We start from the raw sequence: 18,569 nt of genomic DNA, 5'->3' as shown, positions 1-18,569 counted from the left end.
GGTGGTCGAAAGCCTGAACGACGGACAGGGGTGATCAAAGCGGGATCAAGGCCTCAAGCCTGCCATGGGCCCTGTACGCCGCAGGCCAGGGGGGCCGGAGCCACCGGACACCCGCTCCCGTTCCGTCCGAGCGGCTGGAGCACCGTCCGAGCGCTAGAGCACCCGGCGCATGGACCGGTGCGGGATGCCCGCGTCCGGGAACTCGGGTCCGTACGCCTCGTATCCGAGCCGCTCGTAGAAACCGAGCGCGTGCGTCTGCGCGTGCAGGTCCACCACCCGCAGGCCCCGCTCGCGCGCCGCGTCCTCGATGGCCCGTACGAGCGCGGCGCCGATGCCGAGACCCCGGGCCGCCGGGGAGACCGCGAGCCGTCCGAGGGCGCCGGTGTCCGGGTCGCCGCCGGTACGGTCGGCCGCGCCGGGCCCGTACAGCAGCCGTCCGGTGCCCAGCGGCACCCCGTCGTCACGCACGGCCAGCACCTGGACGGCGTCGCCGTCCCGGCCGTCGTACTCCAGCTCCTCGGGCACGCGCTGCTCGACGACGAAGACCTCCTTGCGGACCGCGAAGCACGCTGCGACGTCCGCCGGGTCCCGCGCCACCCGCAGCGTGCAGCCGGGCACGGTCACGCGTTGCTCTCCGCCCTGACCTTGTCCAGCGCGCCCTGGAGGTCGTCGGGGTAGGTGCTCGCGTACTCGACCCAGCGCCCGTCCGACGGGTGCTCGAAGCCGAGGCGTACGGCGTGCAGCCACTGCCGGGTCAGCCCGAGCCGCTTGGCGAGCGTCGGGTCGGCGCCGTAGGTCAGATCGCCCACGCAGGGGTGGCGGTGGGCGGACATGTGCACCCGGATCTGGTGCGTCCGGCCCGTCTCCAGCTTGATGTCGAGCAGCGAGGCGGACCGGAACGCCTCGATCAGGTCGTAGTGCGTGACCGACGGCTTGCCCTCGGCGGTCACGGCCCACTTGTAGTCGTGGTTCGGGTGGCGGCCGATGGGCGCGTCGATCGTGCCGCTCATCGGGTCGGGGTGGCCCTGCACCAGCGCGTGGTAGCGCTTGTCGACGACGCGCTCCTTGAACTGCGCCTTGAGCAGGGTGTACGCGCGCTCCGACTTGGCGACGACCATCAGCCCGGAGGTCCCGACGTCCAGCCGGTGCACGATGCCCTGGCGCTCGGCCGCGCCGGAGGTCGAGATCCGGTAGCCGGCGGCGGCCAGACCGCCGATGACGGTCGTGCCGGACCAGCCGGGGCTGGGGTGCGCGGCGACGCCTACCGGCTTGACGATGACGACGATGTCGTCGTCGTCGTGCACGATCTCCATGCCCTCGACGGGCTCGGCGACGATCTGTACGGGCGCGGGGGCCGCGGGCATCTCGACCTCCAGCCAGGCCCCGCCGTTCACGCGCTCGGACTTCCCGACCACGGCGCCGTCGACCTGGACCTTCCCGGAGGCGGCCAGCTCGGCCGCCTTCGTACGGGAGAAGCCGAACATGCGGGCTATGGCGGCGTCGACGCGCTCGCCCTCCAGGCCATCGGGCACGGGCAGGGTTCTGATCTCGGGAAAGCTCACCTGTCGAGTATGCCTTGTGGCTACGACAGACCCGACCGCGCGCCCTCCGCCGCCGGGTTCTCAGTCCTTGTGGACGGTCCCGTCGGGGTCGAGGCCGCGGAAGGAGAGCAGCACGATCAGGATGCCGCCGCAGACGATCGCGGAGTCCGCGAGGTTGAAGACCGCGAAGCGCGCCGGCGCGATGAAGTCCACCACGGCGCCCTGGAAGACCCCGGGCGAGCGGAAGATCCGGTCGGTGAGGTTGCCGAGCGCGCCGCCGAGCAGCAGCCCCAGCGCGATCGCCCAGGGCAGGCTGTAGAGCTTGCGCGCCAGCCGGGCGATCACCACGATCACCGTCGCCGCGATGATCGTGAAGATGACGGTGAACGCCTCGCCGATACCGAAGGCGGCGCCCGCGTTCCTGATCACCTCGAACTTCAGCAGATCGCCGATGACCTCGATCGGCTCCTGGTGCTCCAGCTCCGCCACCACCAGCATCTTGCTTCCGAGGTCCAGCAGATACGCCAGAACGGCGACGACGAAGAGCGCGAGGATCTTGCGCTTGCCCTTCGGCTGCTCGGCCGGGGCGGCAGCGTCGTCGTCGCTGCCACTGTCAACGGACGGCGTACCGATGATGCGCTCCGCCTCTGCCACGTGAGTCCCTCAACTGCTGGAGTACTGGGTGCCTGACTGAGGACGAGGGTACGTCACCCCGGTACCCCCGTCCCCTAACCTCCGCCCGCCTCGTACCAGGCACCCGGGCCGACCGGACCGAGGACGCTAGCCTCGCCGCTCCTGCTTCTGCTTGTCCTCCACGCAGAGGGTGGCCCGGGGGAACGCCTGCATCCTGGCCTTGCCGATCGGCTTGCCGCAGACCTCGCAGAGGCCGTACGTGCCCGAGTCGAGGCGCAGCAGCGCCCGTTCGGTCTGCTCCAGCATCTCGCGGGCGTTGGCGGCGAGCGCCATCTCGTGCTCCCGCGTGATGTTCTTCGTACCGGTGTCCGCGTCGTCGTCACCGGCCCCGTCCCCGGAGTCCCGCATCAGCCCGGCCAGAGCGGCCTCCGACGAGGTGATCTCGGCGCTCAGCCGGGCGGTCTCGCTCTCCAGCCCGGTGCGCGCCTCGGCGACCTCCTCCGGCGTCCAGGGGTCCTCACCGGGCCGTACCGCCAGTTCCCCTGGCGGGGCCGCGGCGACCTGTGCCGTGGACACCGCCGTGGCGCCGGCCGCGCCCGCGCCGCCCGCAGTCTTCTTCGCTCCCACCGTGTTGGCTCCCGTCTGTTCCGCGGCCTGGGCCGCCCCCTCGGCCGCGGACGCGGCCTGCTTCGCAGGTGCCTTGCTCGCCGGCGTCTTCTTTGCAGGTGCCTTCTTCGCGGCCGTCTTCTTGGTGGCCGCTTTCCTGCCCGGAGCCTTCTTCGCCGGTGCCTTCTTCGCGGTCGTCTTCTCTGCCGCCGCCTTCTTCGTGGCGGTCTTCTTCGTCGTCGCCTTCTTGGTCGTCGTCTTCTTGGTCGTCGTCTTCGTCGTCTTCGTCGTCTTCCCGGCCGCCGTCGTGCCGGCCGTCGTCTGCTGCGCCGCCGCGGGTTCCGCCACGGTCGTTTCCTTCGCGGCGGTCTTCTTCGCCACCATGGCCGCGGCCCCTTCACATAGCGCGATCTTGCTCGCCAATCGTGCTGGGACGATAAATCGACACCAGCCCCGCGGCAACGGGGCACGCCGCCTCTCCGGCCCCTCCCCGTGGCGTGAGAAGACCGGCCTCCATCCGTTGTGCCCAGCTCCCCGCCGGGTAATCCGCCGCCGGGTGCGCCACACCGTGAGCGAGCGCCGGTGTAACCGTTCGGGTCATACGCTCGGCCGTACGGCGCTCCCCCCGCTCCCCCTTTCCCTTCCGCACTCCCCGCCGCGCGCCCTGCCGGACCCGCGGCGGAAATCCGGTCGGCCGGCCGGGCGCCGCCCCGTACACTGGGCCCAGCGAGAGGCGTGGATGGGGACGAGTAGCGTCGTACGCGGCCATGAGCGACCCGGGGACGGTGAGAGCCCGGGGGCAGAGCGCGGCGTGAAGCATCACCCCGGAGCCGCCGGAAGAAAGCCCAGGTCACCGTGGGGCGAGTAGAACCGGCAGCGCGACCCCAATGAGGGGGCCACGGACGGCCACGTCCGGGGCCAAGGAGGGTGGTACCGCGGGAGCCCAGCTCTCGTCCCTTCGACGGAGATGCCGCAGTTCCGCCGGAGGAAGCGCCCCATGACACCAGAACCCTCGCCGACGCCCGTGACCGGCCCCCGGTACCGCCAGGTGCCCGCCCAGGTCGACCTGCCCGCGCTGGAGCACGCCGTGCTCGACCTGTGGCGCGAGAACAAGGTATTCGAAAAGAGCCTCGAACAGTCCGAGGGCCGCCCCGAGTGGGTCTTCTACGAGGGCCCGCCCACCGCCAACGGCATGCCGGGCGCGCACCACATCGAGGCCCGCGTCTTCAAGGACGTCTTCCCGCGCTTCCGCACCATGCGCGGCTACCACGTGGCCCGCAAGGCCGGCTGGGACTGCCACGGCCTGCCCGTGGAGCTCGCCGTCGAGAAGGAGCTGGGCTTCACCGGCAAGCAGGACATCGAGGCGTACGGCATCGCCGCGTTCAACGCCAAGTGCCGTGAGTCCGTCACCCGGCACACCGACGCGTTCGCCGAGCTGACGACCCGCATGGGGTACTGGACGGATCTCGACAACGCGTACCGGACCATGGATCCGGAGTACGTGGACTCCGTCTGGTGGTCGCTCAAGGAGATCTTCGGCAAGGGCCGCCTCGTCCAGGACTACCGCGTCGCGCCCTGGTGCCCGCGTGACCAGACCGGGCTGTCCGACCACGAGCTGGCGCAGGGGTACGAGACGGTCGTCGACCCCTCGGTCTTCGTCCGCTTCCCGCTCACCTCGGGTCCGCTCGCCGGCGAGGCGTCCCTGCTGGTCTGGACGACGACCCCCTGGACGCTGGTGTCGAACACGGCGGTCGCCGCGCACCCCGACGTCCGGTACGTGGTCGCGACGGACGGCGCGGAGAAGCTCGTCGTCGCCGAGCCGCTGATCGGCAAGGCGCTGGGCGAGGGGTGGGAGACCACCGGCGCGTCCTTCACGGGCCGCGAGATGGAGCGCTGGACGTACGACCGCCCCTTCGCCCTCGTGGACTTCCCGGCGGAGGCGCACTACGTCGTCAACGCCGAGTACGTGACGACGGAGGACGGTACGGGCCTGGTCCACCAGTCCCCCGCCTTCGGTGAGGACGACCTCAAGGTCTGCCGCGCGTACGGTCTCCCGGTCGTGAACCCGGTCCGCCCCGACGGCACGTTCGAGGCGGACCTCCCGCTGGTCGGCGGCGTCTTCTTCAAGAAGGCCGACGAGACCCTCACGGCGGACCTGAAGGAGCGCGGCCGGCTCTTCCGCCATGTGCCGTACGAGCACAGCTACCCGCACTGCTGGCGCTGCCACACCGCGCTCCTCTACTACGCGCAGCCGTCCTGGTACATCCGTACGACGGCCGTCAAGGACCGCCTCCTGGAGGAGAACGAGCGGACGAACTGGTTCCCGGACTCGGTCAAGCACGGCCGGTACGGCGACTGGCTGGACAACAACGTCGACTGGGCGCTGTCCCGCAACCGCTACTGGGGCACCCCGCTGCCGATCTGGCGCTGCGAGGACGACCACCTCACGTGCGTCGGCTCGCGCGCCGAGCTGACGGAGCTGACCGGCACCGACCAGAGCGCGCTCGACCCGCACCGCCCGTTCATCGACGCGCTGACCTTCACCTGCCCGCAGGACGGCTGCGAACTCACCGCCGTCCGCGTCCCCGAGGTCATCGACGCCTGGTACGACTCGGGTTCCATGCCGTTCGCGCAGTGGGGCTACCCGTACCGGAACAAGGACCTCTTCGAGAAGCGCTACCCGGCGCAGTTCATCTCGGAGGCGATCGACCAGACGCGCGGCTGGTTCTACACGCTGATGGCCGTCGGCACGCTCGTCTTCGACAAGTCGAGTTACGAGAACGTCGTCTGCCTCGGCCACATCCTCGCCGAGGACGGCAGGAAGATGTCCAAGCACCTGGGCAACATCCTCCAGCCGATCCCGCTCATGGACCAGCACGGCGCGGACGCGGTCCGCTGGTTCATGGCGGCCGGCGGCTCCCCCTGGTCGGCGCGGCGCGTGGGCCACGGCACGATCCAGGAGGTCGTGCGCAAGACCCTCCTCACGTACTGGAACACGGTCGCCTTCCAGGCGCTGTACGCCCGTACGTCCGACTGGGCGCCGAGCGCCGCCGACCCGGCCCCGGCCGACCGGCCGCTGCTCGACCGCTGGCTGCTGAGCGAGCTGCACGCGCTGGTCGACCAGACCACACAGGCGTTGGAGGCGTACGACACGCAGCGCGCCGGCAAGCTGCTCTCGGCCTTCGTCGACGACCTGTCCAACTGGTACGTACGCCGCTCGCGCCGCCGCTTCTGGCAGGGCGACAAGGCGGCGCTGCGCACGCTGCACGACGTGGTCGAGACGGTGACACGGCTGATGGCCCCGCTGACCCCCTTCATCACGGAGCGGGTCTGGCAGGACATGGTCGTACCGGTCGACGTGGACGCGCCCGAGTCGGTGCACCTGGCGTCCTGGCCGCAGGCGGACCTGTCGGTGATCGACCCGACGCTCTCCCGCCAGATGGCGCTGGTACGGCGGCTGGTGGAGCTGGGCCGCGCGACGCGGGCCGAGTCGGGGGTGAAGACCCGTCAGCCGCTGTCGCGCGCGCTGATCGCCGCGACGGGCTTCGACGCGCTCTCGTCCGAACTGCGCGCCCAGATCACGGAGGAGCTGAACGTCTCCGCGCTGGCGACCCTCTCCGAGGTGGGCGGCTCGCTGGTCGACACGACGGCGAAGGCGAACTTCCGCGCGCTGGGCAAGCGTTTCGGCAAGGGCGTCCAGGCGGTGGCGAAGGCGGTCGCCGAGGCGGACGCGGCGGCGCTCTCCGCGGCGCTGCGCGACGGTACGGCGTCGGTGACCGTGGACGGCGAGAGCGTCTCGCTCGCCCCGGACGAGGTGATCATCACGGAGACCCCGCGCGAGGGCTGGTCGGTCGCCTCCGACTCCGGCGCGACGGTCGCCCTGGACCTGGAGATCACCCCGGAGCTGCGCCTGGCGGGCCTGGCCCGCGACGCGATCCGCCTGATCCAGGAGGCCCGCAAGAACAGCGGCCTGGACGTGGCGGACCGGATCGCGGTGCGCTGGACCTCGGCGGACGACGCGACGACGGAGGCGCTGACGACGCACACGCCGCTGATCTCGGACGAGGTCCTGGCGACGGACTTCGCACCGGGCGAGGCGGACGGCACGTACGGCACCCCCTTCGAGGACGAGGGCCTGGCCCTCACGTTCCGCCTCCGCAAGGCGTAACGGCCAGGGTCTGGTGCCGGGCGGGCCGGAGGTGCGGCCCGCCCGGCGCTCAGCAGAGGAGTCCGGCCGGTCCCGCGTCGACCGTGTGGTCGAAGACGAACATATGGCCGGGGTGGTGCGTGATGGTGTAAGCGGCCCGCACGGCGGGCAGCGCCAGCTGCGGGGTGACTCCGCAGGCCCAGAAGACGGGCACGTCACCGGGTTCGACGGCCGGCGGGGGCCCGAAGTCCGGTCGGCCGAGGTCGGCGATGCCCAGCGCCGCCGGATCGCCGATGTGCACCGGCGCGCCGTGTCCCGCCGGGTAGCGGGAGGTGATCTCGACGGCGCGCGGGACCAGCGGAGCGGGGATGGCCCGCATACTCACCACCAGTGGTCCGGAGAGCCGCCCGGCGGGTCGCGTCGGCACACGCGTGACGTAGACGGGTGGCGCCGCCGACTCCTCGGCGTACCGGACAGGGACCCCCGCGGCGCGGAGCGGGCCCTCGAAGGTGTGGCTGCATCCGAGCAGGAAGCCGACCGCGTCGTCACGCCAGTACGCCGTGATGTCGGTGGGTTCGGCGACTTGCTCGCCGTGGTGCCAGACGCGGTAGCGGGGCAGGTCGGTCCGGAGGTCGGCGGTGGTCCCGCCGAGCCGTATCACCGGGTCGCCGGGCTCGGTGACGGCGAGCACCGGGCAGGGCTTGGGGTTGCGGGTGCAGTAGAGCAGGAAGTCGTAGGCGAGGTCCTGACCCACGATCACCAGGTTGGCCTGCTGGTAGCCGTCCAGCAGCCCGGCCGTGGGCCCGGTCCACCGGCCGGCCGCCACGAGACGGCGCAGCTCGGCCGGTGTGGCGGGGACGGGAACGGGGACGGAATCGGGAACGGGGACGGGGACGGTCGCCGTCATGCGAGTTCCGCCCTGCTGGACTCCCGTACGGTGCGCAGCGTGAGCAGGGCCACGGCCGAGGCCGCCATCAGCAGGAAGCCGGGGGCGAGCAGGTTCCCGGTGGTGGCGATCAGCCAGGTGGCGAGGTAGGGGCTGAGCCCGCCACCGATGATGGTGCCGATGTTGAAGCTGAACGAGAGGCCCGTGTAGCGCACCCGCGTCGGGAACATCTCCGCGTAGGTGGGGTACGTCACGGACTGGACGACGGGCATGGGCAGGGCGAGCACGATCATGGCGACGACGGCCAGCGGGAAGCTGCCGAGCCCCATGACGAGCATGGCGGGCACCACCAGGATCGCGTACCCGGCGAAGCCGACCGTGATCAGCCGCTTGCGGCCCCACCGGTCGGAAAGTCCTCCGCAGACCGGCATGAGACAGGCCACGAACAGGCTGATCCCGCCCATGATCCAGAAGGTGGAGGACTTGGCGTAGCCGAGATCGGTGGTGAGGTAGATGTTCATGAAGATGAGCCCGACCCAGTAGCCGCAGTTGGACCCGATGGCCAGCAGGGTCACTTTGAGCACGGCGGCGCGGTGCTCGGTGAGCACCTCGGTCAGCGGCGCCTTGGCCGTGGCCTGCTCCGACTTCTTCGCGAGGAAGGTCTCGGAGTCCTCCAGCCGGTGGCGGGCGATCAGCGCGACGGCGATCAGGGGCAGCGAGAGCAGGAAGGGGATCCGCCAGCCGTAGGCGTCGAGTTGACGCTCGTCCAGTACGGTCGTGGTGATCCCGGCCACCAGGGCGGCGGTCCCGCCGCCGAGGGCGACGCCGACCGGGGTGAACGAACCGAAGAAGCCGCGCTTGCCGTGCGGCGCCGACTCGGCCAGGTAGGTGGCGGAACCGGTCACCTCCCCGCCCGCGAAGAACCCCTGGGCCAGCCGGACGAGGAGCAGCGCCACCGGCGCGGCCACCCCGATGGTCTCGGCCGTGGGCAGCAGCCCGACCGCCGCGGTGGCGCTGCCCATGCCCACCACGGTGAACATGAGCACCGGTTTCCTGCCGACCCGGTCGCCCAGCCGTCCGAGCACGATGCCGCCCAGCGGCCGCATCAGGAACGCGCTGCCGAAAACCGCCAGCGTGGCCAGCAGCGCGGCGGTGGGGTCGTCGCCGGGGAAGAAGTGCGGTCCGATGATGACCGCGAGATAGCTGTAGACGCCGAACTCGTAGTACTCGATGGCCGTACCGGCTGCGGCCGCCATGGCCGCCCGGCGCGGACGGCTGTGCGCCGCCCCGGTGTCGGGTGTGGAGCTGTCCGAGGGGGCCGGATCGTTCCCCGTCTTTCCAAGGTCTTCGACCGTCGTTGGTAGGCTTTCCATGGGGGTCCTCCGGAATCCGACATGTCCTGTGGCGGGATGTGCTGTCAGTCGTGCGGGCTTGTGTTCTGCGGTCCGTACGGCGCGGGGTCCCCCCGCGACGGCCATCAGCGGGACCAGTCCTCCTGCTGATGGCCGTCGTCGTCCCGGGACGGTGCGGAGGGTTCAGACGGCGAAGAGTTGGCTGATGTCGGCGAACGCCTTGAACTCCATCGCGTTACCGGCCGGGTCGAGGAAGAACATCGTCCACTGCTCGCCCGGCTCACCCTGGAAACGCACGTAGGGCTCGATCACGAACTGGGTGTCGACGGCGGTGAGCCGCTCGGCCAGTTCCTGGAACTCCGGTACGGAGAGCACCAGGCCGAAGTGCGGCACCGGCACCTGGTGGCCGTCGACGGGGTTGGTGCCGGCGATACCGTCCCGCGGTGTCCCGGACGGGCCGTCCCCGACCTGGTGGGTGACGACCTGGTGGCCGCCGAAGTTCCAGTCGATCCACTTCGTGTCGGAGCGGCCCTCGCCGAAGCCGAGCACCTTTCCGTAGAACTGCCGGGCGGCGTCGATGTCGTCGACCGGAATGGCCAGGTGGAACGGGGCGAGGGAAGCGGGCTGGTCGGTCATGTTTCTCTCCTTCTGGGGCTGCTGTTCGGTACTTCCGTCCGGTACTTCCGCGGGGTGCTTCTGTGTGGTGCTGCGGTCCGGTGTCCTCCTCTCGGTGCACGGGCTCTCAGTGCACGGGCGCCAGCCGCAGTTCGTCTCCCGGCACGGCCTGGCCGAGGAGATCGATGTCGGCGTCGGTGACCACCCCGATGACGGGATAGCCGCCGGTGACCGGGTGGTCGGCGAGGAACACGATCGGTTCACCCGAGGGCGGCACCTGGATGGCGCCGCGCATCGTTCCCTCGCTGGGCAGGTCCACCGAGCCGATGGCCAGCGCGGCGCCCGTAAGACGCGCGCCCACCCGGTCGCACTGGGCGGAGACCCGCCAGGGCCCGCTGGTCAGCAGCTGCCGGTCGGCGGCGCCGAACAGCTCATGGCGTGGCCCCCACCGGAACCGGAGGGTGACCGGCCCGCCGGTCGGGACGACGCTGAACGCCAGCTCCAACGGGACGCCGGGCACCGGGCGGGCGGGGCCGAGGCCGTACCGCGACCCGGCCGCGACCGGGTCGGGGCCGAGCCCGGTGAGCGAGTCGCGCGAGGCCGATCCCAGCACCCGCTCCGGCTCCATCCCGCCGGATACGGCCAGATAGGTGCGGCAGCCCGCCCAGGGGCGGCCGATCGCCAGCACGGACCCGGCGGACAGCCGCACCAGCGTCGCGCTGTGCACCGGTACGCCGTCCACCGTCACCGGAGCCGGTGCCCCGGTGATCGCCACATACCGGGGCACCGACAGGGACACGGCCAGGCCGCCGACGGTCACCTCGAAGGCCGGGGTGTTCTCCGGGTTGCCCGCCAGCCGGTTGGCGAGCCGGAAGCTGCGCCGGTCGGCCGGGCCGGACGCCGGGACTCCCAGATGGGCGAGACCGGGCCGGCCCAGGTCCTGGACGCTGGTCGCGATCCCTGCCCCGACGACGGTCAGTACCGCGCCGGTGGGCTCCGCCACACCTGCCGCGTCGTCTCCCGGGACGTCGCACGTGGGCGTCGCCGACCCGCGGGGGTCGAGTGCGGTGGTCATGACGCGACCGCCTCGAACACGATCCGGTCGCCGATCGCCAGCCGGTTGGGCGGCTGGGCGTGTATGTCCCACAACCGTTCCGCGGTGACGCCGATCTGGTGCCAGCCCCCGGGTGTGCCGCCGGGGTAGACGACCGTCTGGTTCCCGGCGATCGCCACCACGCCCGCCGCGACCCGGGGCCGCGGGCTGGAGAGCCGGGGCAGCCGCAGGCGCTCCGGAACGCCGTCGAGATAGGCGAACCCGGGGGCGAAGCCGAAGAACCCCACCGCGTGCTCCGCCTCGGTGTGGAGCCGCGCGATCTCCCGCGGAGCCAGCCCGACGCGCTCGGCGACCGCCGCCAGATCCGCTCCTCCGTAACGGACCGGGATCACGACGGTGCGCCCCGGAGGCCGCCCGGACGCCCGGGCGCCCACCTCGTCGAGCACGGCCCGCAGTTCGGCGGCGAGCGGCTCCATCCCGCCGAGTACGTCGGCCACCACCAGGACGGTCGTCGCCGCGGGCACGACGTCCCGCAGCTCCGAGGCCCAGGGGCGCTCCCTGATGGCGGTGGCGACGTCCGCGGGGCGCGCCCCCGCGCACTCGATCAGCCAGCCCCGGTCGCCCGCCCGCCGCAGGTGCGGCCCGGCGCGCGTCACGGCCGTACCCCGGAACGCGCGGCGGCGAGCTCTCCGGGCGTGCGCACCGCGATTCCGGCCGCGGCCAGACCTGTCCGTACGGCGGCGGTGATGGCGACCGCGCCGGGGGTGTCGCTGTGTACGCACAGCGCCGCCACGTCCCCGCCGTCCGGGGCGATCCGTACGGACCGGCCGCTGACCGAGGTGACCGTCCCCGTCCGTGCCATCCCCAGCGCGCGCGACGCCGCCTCGGCGGCGTCGGTGACCAGGGCGCCGGGCTCCGACCGGGGCACCAGCAGCCCCTCGTCGGTGTATCCGCGGTCGGCGAACGCCTCGGCCAGGGGGCGGCAACCGGCCGCGACCGCGCACTCCCACAGGACCGTGCGCGGCTGGCAGAGCAGCGGCAGCTCACGGTCGTACAGCGTGACCGCCTCGACGATCGCCTCGGCGTGTCCCGCGTGGTGGGCCGCCGCGTTGTAAAGCGCGCCGTGCGCCTTCAGATAACTGACCCGGCTGCCGGCCAGGCGCGCGAATGTCTCCAGCGCGCCCATCTGGTAAAGGATTTCATTGACCAGGGTCTTCTTCGGTACGTCGATGAAACGCCTGCCGAAGCCGGCCAGATCGCGGTAGGAGACCTGCGCGCCGATCGCCACGCCCCGGGCGGCGCTCGCCTCGCAGGTGCGGCGCAGGATATCCGGGTCGCCGGCGTGGAATCCGCAGGCGACATTGGCGGCCGTGACCTGGTCGAGCAGGTCACCTTCGTCGGCGGGTCCCCACACCCCGAAGCCCTCGCCGACATCCGTGTTGATCGCGAGCGCGGTCATCGGGCCGACTCCGCCCAGTAGGCGTGAGGGCTGTTGCTGCTGTTCTCCCAGGCGGCGTGCAGACCGCGCTGGCCGCCGTCGATGTGGGCGACGATCTGCCGGGCCAGTTCCTGGGCGTCGCCGTCGGCCAGCGCCTGGACCATCGCGGCGTGTTCGCACTGCACACGCTCGTACGCCGCGGTGCTGTGGACGTAGAACCGTGAGTACGGCTCCAGCCGGTGGTACATCCCCGAGATGATCTCGTAGCGCAACGGCAGCCGGGAGAGGCGGTACATGTCGAGGTGGAACGCGAGGTTCGTCCGCGACCAGGAGTCCGCCGCGGTTTCGGCGACGCGTTCCATCTCCTTGGCCATCGCGTCGAATCGGCTGATGTCGCGCCGCGAGACCCGTTCGGTGACATGTTCGGCGAAGCTCGGCTCGACCAGTCGGCGCAGGTTGTAGATCTCGTCGATCTCGTCCAGGTCCAGCACCGTGACGAACGTGCCGCGGCCCGGCGTCGTACGGAGCAGCCCCTCGCCGGCGAGGGTGCGCATGGCTTCCCGCAGCGGGATCCGGCTCACTCCGAAGCGGTCGGCCAGCTCGTCCTGGACAAGCCGGGAGCCGGGCGGATAGACACCCTCGACGATCAGCCGACGCAGCTCGCCGGTGACCTCGTCGGCTCCGTTGGCCTCACCACGGGTACCTCTGACTTCTCGACTCATATCCCGTGTATACAGTGGATGCACAACATGGGGAAGAGTTTCGACCAACAGTGATCCGGGATTTACCGCCCGGAAACCGTCCGCCCGCCTGGGTCCGGCGCGGCGACCCTGTCCGTACCCGGCAACGCCGAAGGGCTGGGCCCGGGACAGAAGTCCCGGGCCCAGCCCTTGTCAAGCCTGCCGACGGCTACGCGTACCGCACGCGCGAACCCGTCAGTTGTCGTCCTCGTCGATCAGGAACCCGCGCATCGGCGACGGCGCCTGCTGCATCGGCTGCGGCGCCTGCGGCCGTACCGGTGCCATCGGCTGCGTCATCGCGGGCGACATCTGCTGCTGCCCGCCGTACGACGGACCCTGCGAAGGACCACCCATCGAGGGGCCGCCCATGGACGGGCCGCCGCTCATGCTGTGGCCCATCGCGCCCGCGCCGGCCGGAGCCATGGAGGGCGACGGCGGCAGCGAGGCGGTCGCCGGGGTGCGCGGCGGGGCCAGCGAGTCGTCCGCCTGGGTCTCCAACTGCCGGAGCTGGCTCTCCAGGTAGGACTTCAGCCGCGTACGGTACTCGCGCTCGAAGCCGCGCAGGTCCTCGACCTTGCGCTCCAGCGTCGCGCGCGCGGACTCCAGGGAGCCCATCGCCACGCGGTGCTTCTCCTGCGCGTCCCGCTCCAGCGCGTCCGCCTTGGCGCGCGCGTCGCGCTCCAGGCCCTCGGCGCGGCTACGGGCCTCGCCCACGATCTTGTTGGCCTCGGAGCGCGCCTCGGCGATCGCCTGGTCGGCGGTCTGCTGGGCGAGCGACAGAACGCGCGCGGCGCTGTCACCGCCGGGACCCTGACCGGGCTGGCCCATCTGCGGACCGTGACCGCCCATGGGGCCACCCATCGGACCGCCCATGGGGCCGCCCTGCTGCTGCATGGGACCGCCCTGCATCGGGCCGCCCTGCTGCTGCATGGGGCCGCCCTGACCCATCGGACCGCCCTGGCCCATGGGTCCGCCCTGCATGGGGCCACCCTGCTGCTGCATGGGACCGCCCTGCATCGGGCCGCCCTGCTGCTGCATGGGGCCGCCCTGGCCCATCGGGCCCGGGCCGTGCTGCTGCTGGCCGCGCGGGTCATGACCCTGGGGGCCCTGGCCGTGGGCGCTCGGGCCGGCCGGGAGCTGCGGTGCGCCACCGGGCAGTTGGGGCGGGCCCATCTGCGGGGGCTGCTGCTGTTGCGGCGGTCCGGATATGGCGGCGGGCACCGGGGCCCCGGGTCGATCCTGCTGCTCGGGCGGCTTGCGCATGGACTGCTGCTGCTGGTTCTGCGCGGCGGCACGCGTGGCGGCGGCCAGTTTGGCGCGCAGGTCCTCGTTCTCGCGGAGCAGGCGGGTCAGTTCGGCCTCGACCTCGTCGAGAAAGGCATCGACCTCGTCCTCGTCGTAGCCTTCTCGGAGGCGGACGGTTGTGAACTGCTTGTTCCGCACGTCCTCGGGGGTCAACGGCATCTCTTCTTCACCTCTACGTAGTCGTCGGCAGTCGGCAAGACCGTTTCGTTCACATTCCCCTCGCAAGGTTGCTGACAACCGTGATGAGGATGTAAACGATGATCATCAGAACGAAGAAGGACAGGTCGAGTGCCACGCCCCCGAGACGCAGCGGCGGAATGAACCGCCGCAGAAGCTTGAGCGGTGGATCGGTGACAGTGTAGGTGGCCTCCAGAATGACCACCATCGCCTTGCCGGGCTGCCATGAGCGCGCGAACTGGAAGACGTAGTCCATGACCAACCGGAAAATCAGCACGATGAGGAAGCACATCAGCGCGATGTAGACCACCTGTAGTGCGATGCCCATCCCGCTGCTTCCCTCTCCCCTGGCTCACTCTGGTTCCGGTCGCTCCGGCGGGCCGTTCCCGCCGCGCAACCGGGTCGTTCCCGGTGCTGTGTTCTAGCTCTGGTTGAAGAACCCGCCCTCTGCGATGCGGGCCTTGTCCTCCGCCGTGACATCGACGTTAGCAGGAGAGAGCAGGAACACCTTCTGCGTCACGCGCTCAATGCTGCCATGGAGACCGAAGACGAGTCCCGCGGCAAAGTCGACAAGTCGCTTCGCGTCCGTGTCGTCCATCTCCGTGAGATTCATGATCACCGGAGTGCCCTCGCGGAAGTGTTCCCCGATGGTACGGGCCTCGTTGTAGGTCCTCGGGTGCAGCGTGGTGATGCGGTAGGGCTCCCGCTCTGACACGACCTTGGGCATGATCACCGGTGCGTTCTTCTCCAGGCTGGGACGTTCAGGTGTGATGGATGCCACGGGGGCGATTCGTGCCGGACGTCCGCTTTCCGCCGCTAGCGGAACCGGCTCGCGCTCGCGCTGCGCGGGCGGTTGGGGCACGCGCACGGGCTCGTCCCGCTCGGGCTGATGTACGGGCTGGTGACGCCGGTGCTCACGTTCCGGCTCCGGCTCGGGTTCGAAATCATCGTCGGGGTCGAAGCCCCGGCCGTCGTACCCATCGTCCTCCACGAGGCCGAGGTAGACCGCCATCTTGCGCATCGCGCCGGCCATGCTCTGGGTCCTCCGCTCTGTGGTGGATCGGCCTCGTCACCAAGTGCCCTCGATCCACTGGGTCTGACCGCCTTTCGGCGGAAATGACCATATTTTCTGCTGTGGTCCGACTCGCTTCGCGACGTTACCCGAGCCGAGGTCGGTCTCCGAGTACCGCCGTACCGACGCGTACATGTGTCGCTCCCGCCGCTACCGCGTCCTCGAGGTCCGCACTCATCCCTGCTGAGACCATGTTCGCAGCCGGATGGTCCGCCCGCAGGCGGGATGACAATTCCAGCAGCCGGTCGAACGCGGCCCGTTGCCGGCCCGCGTACGGACCGGCCAGCGGCGCCACGGTCATCAGACCGCCGAGCCGCAGCCCCGGCGCGTCGGCCACCGCGGCGGCCAACTCCTCGATCCCGTCGGGCGCCGCACCACCCCTCGCCCCGCGCTCACCGGACTCGGCGTCGAGGGCGACCTGAAGCAGGCAGCCGACCTCACGCTCCGTACGTACCGCAGCGGCGGAGAGAGCGGAGACAAGCTTGACACGGTCGACAGATTGCACCACATCGGCGTAACTGGCTACGGAACGGACCTTGTTCGTCTGCAATTGACCCACAAAATGCCAGGTCAACGACAAATCTTCACAAGCCGCCGCTTTGGGGGCGGCGTCCTGGTCGCGGTTCTCCGCGACCTGCCGCACCCCGAGTTCATGGAGCAGCCGGACATCACTCGCGGGGTAGGTCTTGGTGACCACGATCAGGGTCACCTCCTCCCGCGCGCGGCCCGCCGCCGCGCAGGCGGCGGAGATCCGCCGCTCCACCGTCGCCAGGTTCGCGGTGAGTTCACCCCTTCGGTCCGCCATGTCCTTCATGTCCGCGCTGTCCATCAGGCCAGCCAGACATAGCCGGCGAGCCGGCCGGTCACGCGGTCGCGACGGTACGAGTAGTGGTCGTCCGATTCCCGGGTGCAGATCTCCGAGCGCCGCCGGTCCAGGACACCGAGGGACGCGAGCTGGGCGTGCACCCCGCCGACGACATCGACGGACGGGGTCCCCCAACTGGTCTCGGCCCCGGCCTCCGGTACGACGGCGGCGACCTCGTCCCGCATCACCGCCGGGACTTCGTAGCAGCGCCCGCAGACGGCGGGGCCGGTGCGGGCGGTGATCCTGGCCGGTTCGGCGCCGAGCGAGACCATCGCCTCGACGGCGGCGGGGACGATGCCCGCGACCAGTCCGGGACGTCCCGCGTGGGCCGCTGCGGCGATCCCGGCGACCGGGTCGGCCAGCAGGACGGGGACGCAGTCCGCGGTGAGTACGGCGAGGGCGAGCCCGCGCCGTACGGTGACGACGGCGTCGACGGCCGGGATGTCCCCGTCCGTCCAGGGTCCTTCGGTGACGGCGACGTCGCGCCCGTGCACCTGGTTCATCCAGACGACCCGCGCGGGGTCGATCTCCAGGGACTTCGCCGCGAGGTCCCGGTTGGCCAGGACGGCGGCGGGGTCGTCACCGACCGCGCCGCCGAGGTTGAGCTCACCGAACGGAGCGGCGCTCACCCCGCCCCACCGGTCGGTGAAGGCGAAGTGCGCGCCGCTCAGCTCTTCGTACTGTCGTATCACTTCAGGAAGTCCGGGACATCCAGTTCCTCGGCCTGGCTGTCCGGGAACGGACGGGCCGGCGGGACCTGCGGCGGGTTGACCGTCGTGAGCGGCTTCTCGCCGACCGGGGTCGGGTCGACCCGGATCTGGCTCTCCTCGCGCGGCGGCACCGTACCGAGCCCGCTCCCGGAACGACCGGTGTCGGCCGAGCGGTTCGGGGCCTGCTGCTCGTCGCGCTTGCCGGAGCCCGCGCCGAGCACGGTCTCGCGCCGGGTCGGCGGCTGTCCGCCGTCGAAGCCCGCCGCGATGACGGTGACCCGTACCTCGTCGCCCAGGGCATCGTCGATGACGGCGCCGAAGATGATGTTGGCCTCGGGGTGGGCGGCCTCGCTGACGAGCTGCGCGGCCTCGTTGATCTCGAAGAGACCGAGGTCGGAGCCGCCGGAGATGGAGAGCAGGACCCCGCGGGCGCCGTCGATGGACGCTTCGAGGAGCGGCGAGGAGATCGCCATCTCCGCGGCGGCCACCGCGCGGTCGTCCCCGCGGGCGGAGCCGATGCCCATGAGCGCCGAGCCGGCCTCGGACATCACGGACTTCACGTCGGCGAAGTCCAGGTTGATCAGCCCGGGGGTGGTGATGAGGTCGGTGATCCCCTGGACACCCGACAGCAGCACCTGGTCCGCGGACTTGAACGCGTCGAGCACGCTGACCTGGCGGTCCGAGATGGACAGCAGCCGGTCGTTGGGGATGACGATGAGGGTGTCGACCTCTTCGCGGAGTTCGGCGATGCCGTCCTCCGCCTGGTTGGCGCGACGCCGGCCCTCGAAGGTGAACGGCCGGGTGACCACACCGATCGTGAGGGCGCCGAGCGAGCGCGCGATGTTGGCCACGACGGGCGCGCCGCCGGTGCCGGTGCCGCCCCCCTCGCCCGCGGTGACGAAGACCATGTCGGCCCCCTTGAGGACCTCCTCGATCTCCTCGCGGTGGTCCTCCGCCGCCTTGCGGCCGACCGCCGGGTTGGCGCCGGCGCCGAGGCCACGGGTGAGTTCCCGGCCGACGTCGAGCTTGACGTCGGCGTCGCTCATCAACAGGGCTTGCGCGTCCGTGTTGATCGCGATGAACTCGACGCCCTTGAGGCCGACCTCGATCATTCGGTTGATGGCATTGACACCACCGCCGCCGACACCGATGACCTTGATGACTGCGAGGTAGTTCTGCGGTGCTGCCACGTCGAAGGCCTCTCGCCTCGATTTACGTGTCGTCGCGGCGCTGATGTGGCGCCGCGGCGACTGATGCCGATGGGACGGTCCGGAACGCCGACCCAAACCCTCACGTTGAAGTTCAGGGTTACCAGTGTGTCCGCTTCTTGGACTCTTCCGAACAGGACACTAAGTCGACAAGTGGCGCGCGTTCAACGAACACGCCGAACCTCCCGTTTTTCTTTTCACCCTATGTGATCACCCATAG

General features: G+C 71.0%; 18 protein-coding genes. 1 reads left to right on the top strand and 17 read right to left on the bottom strand.

What is annotated here, in order from left to right; translation table 11 throughout:
* Window positions 1–153: 153 nt before the first annotated feature.
* The 4 genes from ACIBJC_RS24610 to ACIBJC_RS24595 all read right to left on the bottom strand — a co-directional run bounded on the left by ACIBJC_RS24610 (window position 154) and on the right by ACIBJC_RS24595 (window position 3,164).
* Window positions 154–624, bottom strand: coding sequence for a GNAT family N-acetyltransferase (locus ACIBJC_RS24610; RefSeq protein WP_399295879.1), 471 nt, complete (start codon window positions 622–624; stop codon window positions 154–156).
* Window positions 621–1,562: an RluA family pseudouridine synthase gene (locus tag ACIBJC_RS24605; RefSeq protein ID WP_329826042.1), complete on the bottom strand. Its 942-nt coding sequence runs from the start codon at window positions 1,560–1,562 to the stop codon at window positions 621–623. Before ACIBJC_RS24605 ends, ACIBJC_RS24610 begins: the two co-directional genes overlap by 4 nt.
* Before the next feature lie 60 nt (window positions 1,563–1,622).
* Window positions 1,623–2,195, bottom strand: coding sequence for a signal peptidase II (gene lspA / locus ACIBJC_RS24600; protein ID WP_399295877.1), 573 nt, complete (start codon window positions 2,193–2,195; stop codon window positions 1,623–1,625).
* A gap of 126 nt (window positions 2,196–2,321) precedes the next feature.
* Window positions 2,322–3,164: a TraR/DksA family transcriptional regulator gene (locus ACIBJC_RS24595; RefSeq protein ID WP_399295875.1), complete on the bottom strand. Its 843-nt coding sequence runs from the start codon at window positions 3,162–3,164 to the stop codon at window positions 2,322–2,324.
* A gap of 640 nt (window positions 3,165–3,804) precedes the next feature.
* Between ACIBJC_RS24595 and ileS the strand changes: the two genes are divergently transcribed.
* A complete protein-coding gene (gene ileS, locus ACIBJC_RS24590) occupies window positions 3,805–6,948 on the top strand; it encodes an isoleucine--tRNA ligase (protein ID WP_399296056.1) in 3,144 nt (1,047 codons plus the stop codon).
* 49 nt (window positions 6,949–6,997) lie between these two features.
* On the opposite strand, the gene ACIBJC_RS24585 is transcribed toward ileS, so the two are convergent.
* From ACIBJC_RS24585 to ftsZ, 13 genes are all read right to left on the bottom strand, one after another.
* A complete protein-coding gene (locus tag ACIBJC_RS24585) occupies window positions 6,998–7,834 on the bottom strand; it encodes a putative hydro-lyase (RefSeq protein WP_399295873.1) in 837 nt (278 codons plus the stop codon).
* Window positions 7,831–9,186, bottom strand: a complete 1,356-nt coding sequence (locus ACIBJC_RS24580) for an MFS transporter (protein WP_399295871.1) — start codon at window positions 9,184–9,186, stop codon at window positions 7,831–7,833. Before ACIBJC_RS24580 ends, ACIBJC_RS24585 begins: the two co-directional genes overlap by 4 nt.
* 162 nt (window positions 9,187–9,348) lie before the next feature.
* A complete protein-coding gene (locus ACIBJC_RS24575; RefSeq protein WP_399295869.1) occupies window positions 9,349–9,801 on the bottom strand; it encodes a VOC family protein in 453 nt (150 codons plus the stop codon).
* 106 nt (window positions 9,802–9,907) lie between these two features.
* The gene (locus ACIBJC_RS24570) at window positions 9,908–10,855 is read right to left on the bottom strand and encodes a biotin-dependent carboxyltransferase family protein (RefSeq protein ID WP_399295867.1); all 948 of its coding nucleotides are present in this window, start codon (window positions 10,853–10,855) and stop codon (window positions 9,908–9,910) included.
* The gene (locus ACIBJC_RS24565) at window positions 10,852–11,490 is read right to left on the bottom strand and encodes an allophanate hydrolase subunit 1 (RefSeq protein ID WP_399295865.1); all 639 of its coding nucleotides are present in this window, start codon (window positions 11,488–11,490) and stop codon (window positions 10,852–10,854) included. The genes ACIBJC_RS24570 and ACIBJC_RS24565 overlap by 4 nt, the downstream gene beginning before the upstream one ends.
* Complete coding sequence (locus tag ACIBJC_RS24560) at window positions 11,487–12,293, bottom strand: LamB/YcsF family protein (protein WP_399295863.1); 807 nt, start codon at window positions 12,291–12,293, stop codon at window positions 11,487–11,489. The genes ACIBJC_RS24565 and ACIBJC_RS24560 overlap by 4 nt, the downstream gene beginning before the upstream one ends.
* Window positions 12,290–12,994, bottom strand: coding sequence for a GntR family transcriptional regulator (locus ACIBJC_RS24555; RefSeq protein WP_399295861.1), 705 nt, complete (start codon window positions 12,992–12,994; stop codon window positions 12,290–12,292). Before ACIBJC_RS24555 ends, ACIBJC_RS24560 begins: the two co-directional genes overlap by 4 nt.
* Window positions 12,995–13,207: 213 nt before the next feature.
* On the bottom strand, window positions 13,208–14,476 hold the full coding sequence (locus ACIBJC_RS24550; protein ID WP_399295859.1) for a DivIVA domain-containing protein: 1,269 nt from the start codon (window positions 14,474–14,476) through the stop codon (window positions 13,208–13,210).
* Window positions 14,477–14,525: 49 nt separating this feature from the next.
* Window positions 14,526–14,822 carry a YggT family protein gene (locus ACIBJC_RS24545; RefSeq protein ID WP_329826038.1) on the bottom strand — a complete coding sequence of 99 codons (297 nt, stop codon included), beginning with the start codon at window positions 14,820–14,822 and terminating at the stop codon, window positions 14,526–14,528.
* A 93-nt stretch (window positions 14,823–14,915) separates the two neighbouring features.
* Entirely contained in the window at window positions 14,916–15,527 is a 612-nt protein-coding gene (locus ACIBJC_RS24540) for a cell division protein SepF (protein WP_399295856.1), read from the bottom strand.
* Between the two features lie 124 nt (window positions 15,528–15,651).
* A complete protein-coding gene (locus ACIBJC_RS24535) occupies window positions 15,652–16,371 on the bottom strand; it encodes a YggS family pyridoxal phosphate-dependent enzyme (RefSeq protein WP_399296054.1) in 720 nt (239 codons plus the stop codon).
* A 23-nt stretch (window positions 16,372–16,394) separates the two neighbouring features.
* Entirely contained in the window at window positions 16,395–17,123 is a 729-nt protein-coding gene (gene pgeF / locus ACIBJC_RS24530) for a peptidoglycan editing factor PgeF (RefSeq protein ID WP_399295854.1), read from the bottom strand.
* Complete coding sequence (gene ftsZ, locus ACIBJC_RS24525; protein ID WP_329826035.1) at window positions 17,120–18,331, bottom strand: cell division protein FtsZ; 1,212 nt, start codon at window positions 18,329–18,331, stop codon at window positions 17,120–17,122. The genes pgeF and ftsZ overlap by 4 nt, the downstream gene beginning before the upstream one ends.
* Window positions 18,332–18,569: the final 238 nt, after the last annotated feature.

It is taken from the genome of Streptomyces sp. NPDC050509, assembly GCF_044457965.1.
GTDB lineage: Bacteria > Actinomycetota > Actinomycetes > Streptomycetales > Streptomycetaceae > Streptomyces.
Note: the sequence above shows the minus strand (reverse complement) of the source record. Positions and strands in the feature narration are given on the sequence as shown.